This window comes from Flavobacterium artemisiae (genome assembly GCF_042678225.1).
Lineage (GTDB): Bacteria > Bacteroidota > Bacteroidia > Flavobacteriales > Flavobacteriaceae > Flavobacterium > Flavobacterium artemisiae.
In genome coordinates, this window is the sequence record NZ_JBHUDZ010000007.1 from 503,222 (window position 1) to 519,728 (window position 16,507).

A 16,507-nucleotide genomic window follows, 5' to 3' on the forward strand; every position below is an offset into this window, starting at 1 on the left:
CTTAGAAGCTTAGAAACTTAGTATCTTAGAACCTCACTCTCCATCTACATAATCCTGCAGATAACTGAATCGTGGTGTTAGCTTTCCGTTTTCGGTGATTTTTGCACGTTCCAAGATACCGTCTTTATCGTTGTTGAAGAAGGCAGGAATTACGTACTCCATAAATTGTTCTCCAAAACCTTCGCTGGCGTCTTTTGGAATTTCGCAAGGCAAATTGTCAACAGCCATTACCGCAACTGCAGCTGGGTGAAAGAAATCTACTTCTTTGTCTTCTAAAGGAAAATATCCGTATAAAGGCTCCTCAATTGTAGAAGAACGAATGGTACAGGCAATTGGACCGTTTACGTCACAAGAAATATCTGCTACTACTTTTAGTTTACAATCGCTTGCATTAAGCATTTCTTTGGTCAGAATCATTGGTGCATTGCTTGCGTAAAAATGTCCTGCAAAATAGATATCGGAAACTTTGGTAAATTTTTCGAAATCTGATTCGTACTCTTCTGGATGATTTACAAAATCTTTGAAGTCTAAAAGCTGACCGTCTTTTCTTCTGTTATATTCCAAAACATCAAGCTGCACATAAACAGCTTGTGCATATTTTTTAGTTAAATAATTATCTACCGTTATTTCTTTGATTTTTATGGCATCTAGAATTTCTTTTGCACCGCTCCCTACCTTTCCGGTTCCAGTAACTACAAATTTTAGAGCGGGCATTGTGATACGCTTTAAATGCTTAATCAAATCCTCTTTTCCCGAAAGGGTTTCTGCTTTTGGAAGTTTAAACAATTCAAATTTGATTCCGAAAGCACGAATTCCGTTATAAACGCCAACCATTCCAGCATAACGCCCAAAACCAATTAAACGGCGGTCAAGCTCATCTACAATGGTTTCATGGTCGTATAAAACGATATTTTTTTCGAGAATAGCCTTAAGCAGTTTTCTATTATGAGGTTGTTTTTTTATGGTGTGTGAAAAAAAGAAATAACTTTTGTTTGGAATCAGATTTTCTACTGGAACTTCTTTTACACCAAATAAAACATCGCTGTTTGAGATATCTTCTGTCAGCGCAATTCCCATATTTTTATAGTCTAAATCGGAGAATATTCGAATATCAGAACTTTCGACTTCAACGTTTAAATCGGGATGCTGCTGTTTTAATTTTGCTAATTGGTCTGGAGTAAAAACAACTCTTCTGTCCGGCGGATTTTTTCTTTCTTTTATGATTCCAAATTTCATTTAAACAGATTTAAATATTTTTATAATATAACTTTTTACATCTTATTTGTTTCAAATATAACAATTTTAGTTAAAATTTTGTTGCTAAATTCTAATTTAGAATGTTTAAAAACCGTTAGAAGCTGAATTCCAAACTACTAAATTTATTTTATGTTAACAAAATGTTAAAACAGGCTTTTGAGTCATCTATAAATGTGAAATCAACAAAATTGAATTCGATATATTTGTTTTTAAAGAACGATGCAAATGATTTTCACGAAAAAAACAAAGATACTACAATTCCTTTTCGCAGCACTGGTTTTAAGCTCTTGTGGAAAAGATAAAAAAACTGAAACTGCCCAAACACCTCAAGTCGAAGATACTTTACCCAAAATGAAACCTTTAGGTCCTGAAAAAAGAATTTCTCAGGCGTATAAAAATTCTGTTGTCGGACGAATTAATCATTTTTACAATAAAAATTGGCCGAATAATACCATGAATGGAAGTTTTTTGGTCGCTAAAAATGGTCAGATTCTTTTTGAAAGATATAATGGTTTTGCTAATAAAAATGAAGGAACAAAAATAACTCCCGAAACTCCTGTACAAATTGCTTCGGTAAGTAAGGTTTTAACTGCTACGGCTGTATTAAAACTGGTTAATGCTGGTAAAATCGATCTGGATCAAAAAGTAAATACGATTTTAAAAACGTTTCCGTACGAAGAATGCACAATCAGAATGCTTTTAAGTCATCGTACCGGAATGCGTAATTATGCTTATTTTACCGATCACGACAAGTCGGTTTGGGACAGACATAATCAGCTTACCAATAAAGATATTTTGGATATTCTGGCTACAAAAGATGTTGGTTTGGAGTCGAGAGTGGGAACGCGTTTCAGCTATTGCAATACTAATTATGCTATGCTGGCGCTTATTATAGAAAAAATTACAGGTTTAAGTTATAAAGAGGCAATGTCTGAAATGATTTTTAAACCTCTTGGCATGACGCATACGTATGTTTTTGATGATGATAAGGAACGTAAAAAAATTGTTCCGTCTTATAAAGGCAATGGTGTAGAAATTGGTTTTGATTATCTGGATAATGTTTACGGTGATAAAAATGTTTTTTCTACTGCACGCGATCTTTTAAAATTTGACCGCGCCAGACAATCACCTGATTTTTTAAAGCCCGAATTACTAAAACAAGTTTACACCGGTTACAGCAACGAACGTAAGGGAACTAAAAATTACGGTTTAGGAATCAGAATGATTAACTGGGAAACTGGACAGAACTATTACTTCCATAACGGCTGGTGGCATGGAAATACTTCATCTTACATCACTTTGATGAAAGAAGGCGTTACGATTATTTCGCTTTCTAACAAAATGACGCGAAACACTTACGCGGTTCGTAAACTGGCTCCTGTATTTGGTGATTATCCGTTTAATTTTAAAGAAGAAGAATAGCCAAATTTTTCTGAAAATTTTAATAAAAAGTAACTGCAAATAGTATACATTTGCAGACTCATTTTTCGGGGTCGACTGGTTTTGACAGCAAGTCGAATTGAAAAGTAAGCACGTCGAGCATTGAGACCTTGCTCGTAAATATAAGATCTCACAATTTTACACGGCGAAAATAACTACGCTTTAGCTGCATAATCCGAATCATAGTACGATTAGCCACGTCTCTACAAGGTAGAGAAGCTGGATTCTCCTAGAAAGCCTTGGTTTGTGGCGTTCTGTCAAGGGGAACCGTAAAAATAAACCTAGATTTCCATGAGCTTCGGGTGGATTTCGAAAATTAAGAAGATAAGTGTTGAGTGGTTGTTCCTGACCTAGCTTAACATCGAAAATCCAATCAGGAAATAAGCGTGTAGAAAGCTCTTTAGTTGCTTGTTTGGACCCGGGTTCGATTCCCGGCGACTCCACAAAAAAAAATCGCAATTATCTAATTTATTGATAGTTGCGATTTTTTATTTTTATTACTTTCCCGAAATTTCTCCAAGAATAATTATTTTTTAAAGTATTGAAGGTTCAAACTTTACTATTCTCCACATACAAATCTCAAATATTAATATGTAACATATAGTAGTAAAAAGAAAGTAAATTTGATGTACTTACTTAAAAAATACGATTATGAAATTTTTTATGATACCGCTGCTTACTATTTTCTTTTTTTCCTGCCAGCAAAAAGAAACCCAAAATGTCACTGTTACAGCTTCTGATGCTGAACCTGTTCTTGAAAAGAGCAGCATAAGCAACAAGGAAGAAAACAAACAAATTGGCGATACTATTTTTATGACTTATAAAGATGAAAAAGGCATTTTTAACGCAGAAGGTTCTTTAGATTCTATTCAATCCCGAGTTTACGTTAAATTTAAAACGGAAGATATTGGCGAATTAAACGGAAAAATTACGCCGAGTACAGGCAAAGGAAATATTCGTTTCAATCAAATTATTTTTCCTGACAAAACATCCGATGGTCCTTTTGGGGTAGATTTAAAAGTACAACTTCATCAAAAAGGAAATTACATATTAGTTATTGGACATTCGCAAATGGCAGATAATCCCTTTATTGGAAAATTCAAAGTAGATTTGGAAATTAAAAAATAAACAACAAATTTAAATATAAAAAAACTGCTTGTAAAATTACAAGCAGTTTTTAGTTGATATTGGACTTAATAACTAATTAACAAGGATAATATCTATTTCTAAATTCATCATAGCAAAGTATAGGCTCTTGATAACCGCCCATTGTTTGTTTTAATTCTTTAACTGTCAATTTTTGCACGTCTTGGGCAACAAATTTTTTAACCTCTTTTGTTTTTGAAATTTTCTTAAACATAATTAAATAATTAAAGTGATTACTATTCCAATCATTTAAAGACATTTGGAATTTATGTCTATCCTTACGTAAGATTTTTTATATATTTTATTTAATATTTCAAATACAATATAGTTTTTGATATTTCATTAAATCAGAACTCCTCTGACAAATATGGTTTTAATTTTTTATATTTTCTTACGTAAAACCACATTTTGTAAAAATTTAACATTTATAATATTCATACAATAACACTTGTCGTAAAAACTTCAGAAAACAAAAACATCATTCAATATTCATTGATAAATTCTTTTTTTTGACTTATTTATAAATGGCAATAATTTTATAAACAATATAGTTCGTCAGTTTTTTATTTAACAACATCAGAATATCATTTTTTGAAGTTTCAGAATCATATTCAAAATGAACCAGCATTTTAGAAATAAAATCAAAATATCGAGTTCCTTCGGCTATTTCAGATAACGCTTCTTCATCCAAATCATCCAATTCGTATTTTCTGGGTACAGAATTGAGTTCTTCAATTTCTAAAGAAGAGATTTCTTCCTGGTTACGCTTAGTTCTGGTATGTTTAAATCCGTCAAGTAATACAATCGTAAAATCTTCCTTATTACGTAATAAACTTTGTAAATAATTGGGCAGGCTTTCTGTGTATAAATCTCTTTTCAACAAATAATCATCGATTGTATGTTTTTTATTTTTAAGTTCAAAATCAAAATCTTCGATCAATTCTGTAACCTTGTCTTTTGTTAGAAATTCCACTTCATTTTGATTTCTTTCGGCTTCATTTACCAAGGCGGTTAATTTTGAATAACTCTCTGGATAATTTTTCATGATGTAGACTTCCATCGCTTTGCATACAAAAGGGTTTCGCTTATAAACTCCTAATAAATGCAGATAGGTTTTATCCGGTACTTCGTGAAACTCTGCAAAGCCGAAATATTCGCCGTCATTATATATTTCATCAAACAAAAAGTCAACTTTTACCTCTTTAATTGCAGCAAATTGGTAAAACAAAATCTGTTCAAAGAAAAGATTAAAACTGAGACAATTAATTTTAGAAAATGCACTTTTATTTTTATCCACAAAATCGATACTTGCTTTCGCATATTCTTTAAAGAAACTAATATCATTCCCGCCGACAACTCCCATATTACAAGCAAAATTATTGGGATTCGTATGATACTTTTCCATCTCAATTGGCATGTAGACAAGATTTGGCGAAATTTCGTTCCACTTTTTGATGTAACTGGCAGCTGTAATTTCTAAGTTTTGAGTCAGCAAAGCCGTAACTTTAAATTTATTTGTCAACGATTCCCATACAAAAACATCGCCGTCCACGTGCAGAAAAGGTTCATTCTGCATTTCATAAACTTTAATTTTAGAAACAGCCCAGAGATCTTTGTGATATTCATTTAAATCATCCAAAATCACATGCACTTTTGTGTAGGGCAATTGCAGTTTTTTAATTAATATTTCATACCCAAAACGATCCGTATAAAGCTCAACTTCTTCATGAAATTTTACTAGCTGATGACAGCTTAATATCCAGCTGAGCCAATTGTATTTATAAGAGAACCAGCCGTAACTATTCGTAAAATCAGTTAAGTTTCCTGACCAAAAGCTTTGTATAATTTTCATTTAAAATATGGCTTAAAATTGTAAACTAGGATCTATTCAAATAAAGAAATAAATTTCTTATTTTCTTTACGTCATTCCACATTTTATTTTGTCAATGGCACATTATTTTGCTTGCAAATCCTAATTTAGCTACTTTTAAAAACTTATTTGTTTTCTTTACCGCAAACAATTTCCAAGAACAATTCTTTTTTTACTATTTCCTTATGATTAAATGCTGTATAGCAAATTTGTGGTTCGTTTTTTTTATTCTTAGCTCGAATTGCTATTCTACTGCTATTCAGCCAAATTCTAATGTAACTCCGGCTCAGAAAAAGCATACTTTGATTGCAGAAAAAATTAAAGGTCTTCTGGAGCATGGCGCCGATTTCTTATACAAACCAGATAGTTTTAAAATTGATATGGACAGCGCACGTGCTAATTTTAACAAGGCTTTTGTGCTTAGTCATAAAATCAATGATGAGAACCTGAAACATAAGTGTCTTTTCTATTACGGCGAACTTTTATTCGAAGAAAATAATTATCCTAAAGCGCTTGAGTTTTATCAAAAGGCTATGATTTTTTATCAAAAAACAAAACAATATAAAAAGCAAGCCGATTTATGGACAAAGCAGGGAAGAAGATTATTTTGGCTGTTTCCGCGAAATTTCAACTCTTTTGATGAAGCTGTAATTTGTTTTGACAAAGCCGCTGTTCTGTACAAAAATCTAGGCGATCTTGAGAATTATGCTTATCTCATAAAATACAAAGCTGATGCGCATTTAAACCAAGGAAGATTGGATTTGGCAGAAAAAGAACTCTTTCAGGCTTTGGGCATTTATAAAAAAATCGGTTATAAAAAACTGCATTTTACTTACGATTTATTGGCTGATGTTAACCGACTTAAAGGCGATCTAGGCAAAAGCCTTTACTATTCTCTTGCTTGTGTTAAATACATGGAAGAAACGAAGGATTTTGACTTTGCTCCCGATTTTTATGAACAGCTGGCGATTGCATATAAGGATCTTGGCAAACACGATTTAAGTATCGAACTGCTTAAAAAAGCAATCTCTATTCTTAAATCTAAAGAAAAAATGGATTATAGCAGTCTGTACTCTTTTACAGATTTATTGAGTAAAGAGCTCATTCAATTAAAAAAACCAAGAGAAGCTTTAAAAGAGGTACAAAATATCATAAAGGAATATCCTCCTCAAAAAAACAACGATAAGGCAATAATTTACGGCTCTCTCGCCTATTGTTACAACAAAAATAACGAGCCAAAATTAGCCGAAACTAACTTCATTGAAATGATTAATCTTTATGAAAGAAGTAACTCTATCATGGACTTTGATTTATCTGAAGCTTATTTTGAATTCGGAAAATTCTATGAAGAGCGTAAAAACTATGATAAGGCAAAAGTCAATTTTCAGAAATCGCTTAATTTTCCAAAAGGAATTGTAGAGCTTTCTCAAATCAAAGAAGCGAATTTGTATTTGTTTAAAATTGATTCTGCGAAAGGAAATTACATTACGGCAATCCAATATTTTCAGAAATACAAAGATTTGAACGATTCTATTTTTAATGAAAAAAAGAACAAACAGATCGAAGAACTTCAGATTTTATACGGTCTGGAAAAGAAAGAAAAAGAGGTTTCTAATCTAAAACTAGAAATGGATGCCGAAAAACAAAAAACAGTACACGCCCAAAGTACCATTAAATTTGGCGTCTGTCTTGTCGCTTTTCTTTTAGTAAGCATCATTCTATTTTGGATAAGTTATCAGGAAAAGAAGAAAAACAATGTTCTTTTGATCAATCAAAAAAATGAAATTGATCATAAAAATGAAGCTTTACAGAAACTCGTAATCGAAAAAGAATCGCTTATGCAGGAGATTCATCATCGTGTAAAGAATAATCTGCAGATTGTGATGAGTCTTTTAAGCTCGCAATCGTCTACTTTAAAAAATAAAGAAGCTTTTGACGCCATTCAAAAAAGCCAGCACAGATTGTACGCGATTTCTCTTTTGCATAAAAAATTATACAGAACAGATATTGTTCGCGAAATTGAAATGGAAAATTACATTAATGATCTACTCCACAATTTCCGTGATACTTTTGATATGCAGCAGATTATTTTCGAAGTAGAGCTTGATCCGTTACTTTTAGATGAAGCGCAAGCGGTTTCTGTTGGTCTAATTTTGAATGAAACTATTACTAATGCTATAAAATATGGATTTCCAGAGAATCAAAAAGGAACTATTTTAATCAGTATGAAGTCTCTTGAGAATTTTAAAATAAAACTTCAAATTAAAGATAGCGGAATTGGTTTTCCTAAAGATTTTGATCTTTCTGAGACTTTAGGCATCAATTTAATCAAAGGTTTGGCACAGCAGCTTGATGGCGAAGTTTCGTTTTTTAATGAAAACGGCGCTGTGGTAGAAATTCAATTTATAAAAAATAATATTTCACAGAAATAGAACGCCATTTTTTATAAAATATCACTTCTTCGTTTTTCTTTAGACTCGATTAAAGAAAAGAAAATTTAAATTTTCATTAAAAAAAAGAAAGTCTGATAAGGTTACTAAATAATCTTATCAGACTTTCTTTTTTGCTGCATACTGAAGATTAAATCTTCTCTAAATTTCCTTAATTCTCATGAGTACGCTAATAAATTTACGATATATCGTAACAAAAAAATACAGCTAAAATCTACAAAACCCTTATAAACAAAGGCTTCAGCAGAAAGGCATGTTATTTGGCTATTGTTGGGCATCGTTCAAATAATTCAAATAAAAACAATCAAAATATTGCTTTGGACAAAAGCCAAGAAGATTAATCTAGATTAAGAACTAACAGCAATAAATGCCTTCTTAATCTAGGTTAATAGATTCACTTTCTACTCCACAATAGATTTGCAGTATCAATAACACAATACCACATAACAAACAAATAGTAAAAATTAAATCAATAATTAAAAACCATAACAAATGAGCACAATTACAGTAAAAGACGGAACACAGATTTATTACAAAGACTGGGGAACAGGACAACCAATCGTTTTCCACCACGGATGGCCATTATCTAGCGATGATTGGGATGCCCAAATGATGTTTTTCCTAAAACAAGGATACAGAGTTATTGCTCACGATCGCCGCGGACACGGACGTTCTGGACAAAGTTCTGAAGGAAATAACATGGACACTTACGCAGCAGACGTAGCAGCTTTGACTGAAGCATTAGATTTAAAAGATGCTATTCACGTTGGACACTCAACTGGAGGCGGTGAAGTTATTCGTTATGCAGCAAAACACGGAAAAGGCCGTATCGCAAAAGCAGTAATCATTAGTGCGGTAACGCCAATTATGATTCAAAACGAATCAAATCCAGAAGGTGTGCCATTATCTGTTTTTGACGAAATCAGACAAGGAACAGGATTTAACAGAGCACAATATTTTTATGATTTCCCAATCCCGTTTTACGGATGGAACCGCGAAGGACAAACCGTTCAGGAAGGTATCAAACACAATTGGTGGAGACAAGGAATGATGGGTTCAGTTTTAGCTCATTATGAAGGAATTAAAGCTTTCTCTGAATCAGATTTCACAGAAGATCTTAAAAGTTTAGATATTCCTGTTTTGGTTTTACACGGAGAAGACGATCAAATCGTACCATTCGGTCAGGCTCCAAGAGCAGCAGCACTTTTGAAAAACGGAAAATTAATTGCCTATCCAGGTTTTCCTCACGGTATGCCGACAACTGAGGCTGAAACTATCAATAAAGATATTTTAGAATTTATTAAAGCATAATCTGACAGACTTTAATTAACCAAACTGCCTGATAAAAGTTCGCTTTTACAGGCAGTTTAAAAAAAATCTTCTTATGAGTTTATTTCAACAACCCTCGTTTGACACGGTTACAGAAGCACTTCAATGGCTGAATCTTCAAGGTTTTACACAAAATTTTAATCTTGATGTAAACTGTATACGTTACAACAATAATTCGCAGTCGATGTCGCCTGACGAATTTAAGATTGAATATATTTTCCGTTTTGAAGGCGATACAGATCCCGGCGACGAAGATATTGTGTACGGAATTATCTCTGACGTCTACAATATAAAAGGAGTTTTAACCAGCGCTTTTGGAATTTACGCTGATTCTGTTTCTGTAGAAATGATCAGAAAACTTTCTACACATTAATATACTTCTCCAGCTAAAACAGGAGATACTTCATCCTTACAAATCAATACAAATCATCAAAGCCCAATAATTTACAGGCTTATCTAATTAATAATTCTTTAAAAATAAATAACATGAAACCATCAGTAAACTTATTATCACCAGACAATCACGCATTAGTATTAATTGACTTTGAAGGTCAAATGGCATTTGCTACAAACAATATTCCATTAAGCGAATTAAGAAATAACGTTGCTATTATCAGCGGCGCTTCAAAAATATTTGATGTTGCTACTGTAGTTACAACAGTTGCAGAAGAAAGTTTTTCTGGACCAGTTTTCCCAGAAGTAGAAGAATTTTTCCCAATTGCAACTTCAGGATATATTGATCGTACATCAATGAATACTTGGGAAGACGAAAATGCATACAAAGCTATCGTAGCAAAAAACAAGAAAAAAATCGTTCTTGCCGGCTTATGGACAAGTGTTTGCATCGTTGGGCCAGCGTTATCGGCAATCGAAGAAGGTTACGAAGTTTATATCATTACAGATGCCTGCGGTGATGTAAGTGCAGAAGCACACGAACGTGCAGTACAAAGAATGATTCAAGCTGGTGCGCAGCCAGTTACATCTATCCAATATTTATTAGAATTACAAAGAGACTGGGCTCGTGAGGAAACTTATGTTCCAGTAACCAATTTAATGAAAAAACACGGTGGTTCTTACGGATTAGGAATTCACTATGCTCACAACATGTTGAAACACTAAATCAATTTCAAATTTCAAGGTCAACTTGAAACTTGAAACCTGAAACTTGAAACAAAACAACCTAAAATCTCTAAGCCTTCATTATTTTGGAATCAGCTAAATCCATATCAAACAACGTCAAATTACTTTTTCTTTTTCTCTTTTTAGGAAGCATCGCATCGGCTCAAAATTTTAAGCTTTTGCGTTACGACGAAAATTACGAATCGCTGAAAGATTCAGCCCGAAACTTTTACGAGAAACTAAAATTTGTTCCTTTAAATCAAGAGAAAGATTTTTACCTGTCTTTTGGAGGCGAAGCACGATATGAATACGTTGATTTCAATAATGAAGATTGGGGAAGATTAAATATTGGTCACAACAATTTCCTTTTACAGCGCTACGATCTTCATACCGATATTCATTTAGGAAAAACCTTTAGAGTATTTGCGCAATTAAGAAGTGCCTTAGAAGACGGCAGAGTAAATGGAGCAAGAGGTATTGACGAAGATCAATTAAATGTTCAGAATTTGTTTTTGGATGTCACTCTTTGGCAGCAAAAAGATAAAAAAATCATTGTCCGCGCTGGAAGACAAGAACTCGATTACGGTTCTGGAAGATTAATTTCAGTAAGAGAAGGGCCAAATGCAAGATTGTATTTTACAGGAGGAAAAATAATGTACTCCTCTGCCCGATTCTCGATTGACGGTTTTGCGATGATGGCCGATACGATTTACAATGGCGTTTTTGATAATAAAATGTCGAAACAACTGAATCTTTGGGGCGCTTATTCTAAAATCATTTTTCCAAAAGCAGGAAATCTTGATTTGTATTATCTCGGAATCAAAAGAAATGAATCACTTTTTGAACAAGGAATTGCTCCAGAAAAACGACATACCGTTGGTACACGATTTTGGAAATACGGCGGGGGTTTTATCTACAATCTCGAAGCCGCTTATCAATTTGGAAGTTTTGGTTCTGGAGATATAAACGCTTGGACAGCCTCGGCAGATTTAGGTTATTCTTTTGAAAACATCAAATTTAAACCGACCATAAATCTTCGAAACGATTATATCTCAGGAGATCAAGACAAAGACAATCCGAATTTACAAACCTTTAATCCGCTGTATCCAAAAGGAGGTTATTTTGGTTTCAGCCCGCAGGTTGGACCAGTCAATCTTATCGATATTCATCCTTATGCCACAATGGATTTACTGCCAACGCTGAAGATGCAGGTCGATGTAGTTTTTAACTGGCGATTCTCAACTCAAGACGGGGTTTACAGACCAAGCGGAACGCTGAACCTTCGAGGAAGTGAATCTGACGAACGCTATATTGGAACGGCCTATTTAGCTAATTTCACTTACAGCGTCAATAAATATATATCAGTCGTAAGCGGGATTCAGTATTTTAAAACAGGCGCTTTTATCAACGACATTATTCCAAATTCTAAAGACGGCCTTTTCTTTAATGCCCGACTTGGATTTAAATTTTAAAACATAAAAATAATTTAAACACTAAATGTGAAAAGAACGCTGATGACGCGGATTTGCTATCGCAAAAACGCTGATAAAAACGGATTGATAGAATTTATAAAAATCTGTGTAAATCCACGTTTTTGCGATAGCAAATCCGTTTTATCCGCGTCAAAACCTCTATGTGTTTAAAAAAAATCAACAACAACTAAATTTTCAAACATGAAAAACGTAACCATTTCTAAAAATTATACCATTAGAACAACGTTTCTAATTCTTCTACTATGCGCAGGTTTAACAAATAACGCTTTTGCACAAAACGCAGCACTCGGATCGACTACTACTTGGGGGAAAGTAGACGGAGTTGCTGTAAACGGATTGGTTCAAGGACCATCTTCGGCAGAAGCAGATTTACAAGTTGCCTGCGTTTTTGAATATACAGAGGGTGATATCTTCAATCCTCCTGCTCTTCCTGCCAACCTTAACGGTATGGTGCACCTTGATGACGCTTTTAAAGGTCTGATTACCGAATTGAGAAAAAGCGGCAAATTTACAGGACATGCTCTTGAAACCTTATTAATTACACCTCCAAAAGGAACTTTAGCATCAAAAAAACTATTACTTATTGGATTAGGCGACCGCAGCAAATTTACTCCAGATTTAATGATCAGCGTAGGAAGCGTTGCTATGCGTGAGGCTTTGCGTTTAGGCGTTAGCAATTTTTCTTTTGCGAGTGATATTAAAGATGCGGGAATCGACTCTCCTACAGCTTTGGTAGCGACAAATGTAGTTTTAGGATCTTTTGAAGCTTACAGAACTCAAACGTATTTAAAAGAAAAAAAATTATCAGACCATAAACCTTTGACTAAAGTTATTTTGCTTGCCGGACCAGCATTTTATACTGTTGCGGGTGAAGGAATTAAAGAAGCAATCACAAAACTTAACGCTAAATAATTAAAGTTATGAAAGCAGATTTAATTTTATTCAACGGAAAAATTCACAGTTTTAATGCCGAAACGCCAAATGTGACCGCTGTAGCCATAAAAGACGGAAAATTTATTGCCGTTGGTAACGACAGTGAGATTATGAGTTTTGCATCAGAAGAAACTAAAATAATTGATCTTTTGAACCGAAGAGTGGTTCCAGGAATCAATGATTCGCATATTCACTTAATTCGCGGCGGATTAAACTATAATTTAGAATTGCGCTGGGATGGCGTTCCCTCGCTTGCTGATGCACTTCGAATGCTGAAAGAACAAGTAGACCGCACTCCAAATCCACAATGGGTTCGTGTTGTGGGTGGCTGGTCCGAGTTTCAGTTTGCCGAACGCAGAATGCCTACTTTGGAAGAAATTAATGCGATTGCTCCTGAAACGCCAGTTTTTATTCTGCATTTGTACGACAGGGCAATTATGAACAGAGCAGCGCTTAAAGCTGTTGGTTACAACAAAAATACGCCTGCGCCTCCAGGCGGACATATTGAAAGAGATGCAAACGGAGAACCAACGGGATTGATTATCGCGACGCCAAATGCCATGATTTTGTATTCAACTTTGGCAAAAGGACCGACACTTTCGTATGAACATCAAATCAATTCGACGCGTCATTTTATGAAGGAATTAAACCGTTTCGGAATCACAAGTGTGATTGATGCCGGCGGCGGTTTTCAGAATTTCCCAGACGACTATAAAGTGGTTAATGAATTAAACGAAAAAAATCAATTAACGGTAAGAATCGCTTATAATCTTTTCACACAAAAACCAAAACACGAATTCGAAGATTTTTCAGATTGGATTGATACGGTAAAATTATATCAAGGAAACGACATGTATCGTCATAACGGTGCGGGCGAAATGCTGGTTTTTTCTGCGGCAGATTTTGAAGATTTTCTACAGCCAAGACCCGATTTACCAGAAAACATGGAAGCTGAATTAGAGAAAGTAGTTCGCCTTTTGGTAGAAAACCGCTGGCCGTTTAGACTTCATGCGACTTATAACGAAAGTATTACCAGATTTTTGAATGTTTTCGAAAAAATAAATCGTGAAGTTCCATTTAACGGATTGCCTTGGATTTTTGATCACGCTGAAACTATTGACGAAAGAAATATCGAACGTGTAAAAGCACTTGGCGGCGGTATTGCGGTACAAAGCAGAATGGCGTATCAAGGCGAATATTTTACCGATCGTTATGGAGCAAAAGCGGCAGAAAACACACCTCCAATCAAAAAAATGATTGAAATGGAAGTTCCAGTTGGAGCAGGTTCAGATGCTACACGTGTAAGCAGTTATAATCCGTGGGTTTCTATGTATTGGATGACGGTTGGAAAAACAATCGGTGGTTTGCAATTGTATAACGAAACGAGATTAAACAGACAAACCGCTCTTGAATTGTATACGAGAGGAAGTGCTTGGTTTTCGCAGGAACAAACTAAAAAAGGAGATATTAAAACCGGAATGTTTGCCGATTTAGTGGTTTTAGACCGCGATTATTTCAGCATTGACGATGAAGATATCAAAAAAATCGAAGCCGATTTAACCATTGTTGACGGAAAAATTGTGTACGCTAATGGCGATTTTTCTTCATTTTCTCCGCCTCATATTCCGATTCTGCCAGATTGGTCACCGACAAATATTTACAATGGATATCCAGCGAGAAGCAGTTTTCAAAGTACAATTGAGAAAAATGCACATGCTCATGCAAAACCAAGTTTAACATCACAAATACACAGTTGCAGTGGCAGCTGCGATGTGCACTTACATAATCACGACGCTGCAAGATTGAGCAACGTTCCTGTTAACAATTACAATGCATTTTGGGGCGCTTTAGGCTGTTCTTGTTTTGCTTTTTAAAAATAAACGTAATGATAGACCTTATAAAACAAATCCTTTCTTCTGATTTAGGAAATTCATTCAACAATGCTGCGATTCTAGTTTTTAGAATTCTATTGGCTGTTGAACTTTTCAGAGTACATGGAATGAAAAAATTCAGAGTTGAAAACGGCCAAAAAGAACACGTTCCGAATCCGTTACATCTTCCTGAAAAACTAAACGGATTGGTGGCAACTTTCTCCGATACTGTAGTTCCGTTTTTTATTATTCTCGGACTCGGAACCCGCTTAGCAGTATTACCAACAATTGGCGTAACAGCCGTTGGTTATTTTGTAGTACACAGAAAAGATTCGCTCGAAGTACGAGACGTTCCTTATATGTACACTTTATCTCTATTACTGATTCTAGCTCTTGGAGCAGGAAAATATTCACTTGATTATTATTTATTAAACCTAATTTAAAATGAAAGCAAACATCGGAATTAAACAAGAAAACATTAACAAAGTGGTTGATGTATTAATTAAAGTTCTTGCAGATGAATTTGTATTGTACACAAAAACAAGAAGAGCACACTGGAATATTGAAGGTCCGGATTTTTACAACAAACATCTTTTCTTCGAAAAACAATACGAAGAGCTTGACGAAATTATGGACACAGTTGCAGAAAGAGTAAGAGCTTTAGGCCATTATACTCCTGCAACACTAAAAGACTTTTTAGAATTGACACATCTTTCAGAAGAGTTAAAAGAGAAAAATGATGCTAACGGTTTCATTAAAGAATTGCTTATCGATCACGAAAGTATCATTATCTATCTGCGTGAAAACATCAATTACATCGCTAATGACTTACAAGATGCGGGAACAAGCGATTACATTACAGGTCTTGTAGAAACTCACGAAAAAATGGCGTGGATGCTTCGTGCCCACTTAAATTAATACTATGGAAATTCAAAAAAATATTTGGTACGTAACCCTGCTGCTTACAATGATAGCAGGGTATTGCGATACCGTCACTTTTGTCGCGGCAGATTCTTTATTTTCGGCACACGTTACGGGCAACTTTATTGTATTTGCCTACCAAATCATCAAAGGTTCTGATGTACATGCTTGGATCAAATTATTGACTTTCCCGATCTTCATTCTTGCCGTTATCGCCGGCGGAAGAATCGCTTTAAAAAGTGTAAACCGTTATACTATTTTATTTTGGGAAGGTGTCATATTAATGCTTTCAGGAATAGCTGCGTATGTTTTTGGTTATCTAGGAATCTTTTCAGAATGGGCAATGTACTCGGTAGCAATGACAACGGTATTTGCAATGGGACTTCAGAATGCATTCGGAAAATTATTTGCTAAAGAAACCCATGGCCCGACAACGATGATGACCGGAAATGTAACACAAGCTTCTCTGGATTTAGGAAACCTGATTAAAAACGGAACAAATGATGCCGATTCTTTTTTAAGTTTTAAAAAACAATTGGTTACCATTTTTGGTTTTCTAATAGGCTGTTTTCTTGGAGCTGTTGCTGGAAAGTTTTTTGGTCTCGGAACTTTAATTTTACCTGGAGCTGCCATGATTATTTGTTATTGGTATCATAGAAACAACTAGCATTTTCAGTT

At 34.5% G+C, this 16,507-nt stretch carries 15 protein-coding genes and 1 other RNA gene; 13 read left to right on the forward strand and 3 right to left on the reverse strand.

Features of this window, described 5'->3' with window-relative positions; genetic code table 11:
• Nucleotides 1–33: 33 nt before the first annotated feature.
• Nucleotides 34–1,236 (reverse strand): NAD(P)-dependent oxidoreductase, encoded by a 1,203-nt coding sequence (locus ACFSC2_RS07365; protein ID WP_379816746.1) that lies wholly within the window; start codon nucleotides 1,234–1,236, stop codon nucleotides 34–36.
• Nucleotides 1,237–1,476: 240 nt separating this feature from the next.
• Here ACFSC2_RS07365 and ACFSC2_RS07370 point away from each other — a divergent pair, with 240 nt between their 5' ends.
• From ACFSC2_RS07370 to ACFSC2_RS07380, 3 genes are all read left to right on the forward strand, one after another.
• Complete coding sequence (locus ACFSC2_RS07370) at nucleotides 1,477–2,679, forward strand: serine hydrolase domain-containing protein (protein WP_379816747.1); 1,203 nt, start codon at nucleotides 1,477–1,479, stop codon at nucleotides 2,677–2,679.
• A 67-nt stretch (nucleotides 2,680–2,746) separates the two neighbouring features.
• Nucleotides 2,747–3,143, forward strand: a transfer-messenger RNA (tmRNA) gene (gene ssrA, locus ACFSC2_RS07375).
• A gap of 205 nt (nucleotides 3,144–3,348) precedes the next feature.
• Nucleotides 3,349–3,825, forward strand: coding sequence for a hypothetical protein (locus ACFSC2_RS07380; RefSeq protein WP_379816748.1), 477 nt, complete (start codon nucleotides 3,349–3,351; stop codon nucleotides 3,823–3,825).
• A 76-nt stretch (nucleotides 3,826–3,901) separates the two neighbouring features.
• Here the strand turns inward: ACFSC2_RS07380 and ACFSC2_RS07385 are convergent, their stop codons facing one another.
• Together ACFSC2_RS07385 and ACFSC2_RS07390 are read right to left on the reverse strand one after the other, a co-directional pair.
• Nucleotides 3,902–4,057 carry a hypothetical protein gene (locus tag ACFSC2_RS07385; protein ID WP_379816750.1) on the reverse strand — a complete coding sequence of 52 codons (156 nt, stop codon included), beginning with the start codon at nucleotides 4,055–4,057 and terminating at the stop codon, nucleotides 3,902–3,904.
• Nucleotides 4,058–4,357: 300 nt separating this feature from the next.
• A complete protein-coding gene (locus tag ACFSC2_RS07390; protein ID WP_379816751.1) occupies nucleotides 4,358–5,695 on the reverse strand; it encodes a DUF6734 family protein in 1,338 nt (445 codons plus the stop codon).
• Nucleotides 5,696–6,015: 320 nt separating this feature from the next.
• Between ACFSC2_RS07390 and ACFSC2_RS07395 the strand changes: the two genes are divergently transcribed.
• The 10 genes from ACFSC2_RS07395 (at nucleotide 6,016) to ACFSC2_RS07440 (ending at nucleotide 16,496) form a co-directional block, all read left to right on the forward strand.
• On the forward strand, nucleotides 6,016–8,145 hold the full coding sequence (locus ACFSC2_RS07395; protein ID WP_379816753.1) for a tetratricopeptide repeat-containing sensor histidine kinase: 2,130 nt from the start codon (nucleotides 6,016–6,018) through the stop codon (nucleotides 8,143–8,145).
• A 510-nt stretch (nucleotides 8,146–8,655) separates the two neighbouring features.
• On the forward strand, nucleotides 8,656–9,474 hold the full coding sequence (locus tag ACFSC2_RS07400; RefSeq protein ID WP_379816754.1) for an alpha/beta fold hydrolase: 819 nt from the start codon (nucleotides 8,656–8,658) through the stop codon (nucleotides 9,472–9,474).
• Between the two features lie 73 nt (nucleotides 9,475–9,547).
• Nucleotides 9,548–9,865 carry a phosphoribosylpyrophosphate synthetase gene (locus tag ACFSC2_RS07405; protein WP_379816755.1) on the forward strand — a complete coding sequence of 106 codons (318 nt, stop codon included), beginning with the start codon at nucleotides 9,548–9,550 and terminating at the stop codon, nucleotides 9,863–9,865.
• Between the two features lie 113 nt (nucleotides 9,866–9,978).
• Complete coding sequence (locus ACFSC2_RS07410; RefSeq protein ID WP_379816756.1) at nucleotides 9,979–10,611, forward strand: hydrolase; 633 nt, start codon at nucleotides 9,979–9,981, stop codon at nucleotides 10,609–10,611.
• Nucleotides 10,612–10,697: 86 nt separating this feature from the next.
• Nucleotides 10,698–12,083, forward strand: coding sequence for an alginate export family protein (locus ACFSC2_RS07415; RefSeq protein ID WP_379816757.1), 1,386 nt, complete (start codon nucleotides 10,698–10,700; stop codon nucleotides 12,081–12,083).
• Between the two features lie 201 nt (nucleotides 12,084–12,284).
• A complete protein-coding gene (locus ACFSC2_RS07420) occupies nucleotides 12,285–13,016 on the forward strand; it encodes a M17 family peptidase N-terminal domain-containing protein (RefSeq protein WP_379816758.1) in 732 nt (243 codons plus the stop codon).
• Nucleotides 13,017–13,024: 8 nt separating this feature from the next.
• A complete protein-coding gene (locus tag ACFSC2_RS07425) occupies nucleotides 13,025–14,911 on the forward strand; it encodes an amidohydrolase (protein WP_379816759.1) in 1,887 nt (628 codons plus the stop codon).
• 11 nt (nucleotides 14,912–14,922) lie between these two features.
• Complete coding sequence (locus ACFSC2_RS07430; RefSeq protein ID WP_379816760.1) at nucleotides 14,923–15,351, forward strand: DoxX family protein; 429 nt, start codon at nucleotides 14,923–14,925, stop codon at nucleotides 15,349–15,351.
• A 1-nt stretch (nucleotide 15,352) separates the two neighbouring features.
• A complete protein-coding gene (locus ACFSC2_RS07435; protein WP_379816761.1) occupies nucleotides 15,353–15,826 on the forward strand; it encodes a Dps family protein in 474 nt (157 codons plus the stop codon).
• Between the two features lie 4 nt (nucleotides 15,827–15,830).
• The gene (locus ACFSC2_RS07440) at nucleotides 15,831–16,496 is read left to right on the forward strand and encodes a YoaK family protein (protein ID WP_379816762.1); all 666 of its coding nucleotides are present in this window, start codon (nucleotides 15,831–15,833) and stop codon (nucleotides 16,494–16,496) included.
• Nucleotides 16,497–16,507 lie beyond the last annotated feature (11 nt).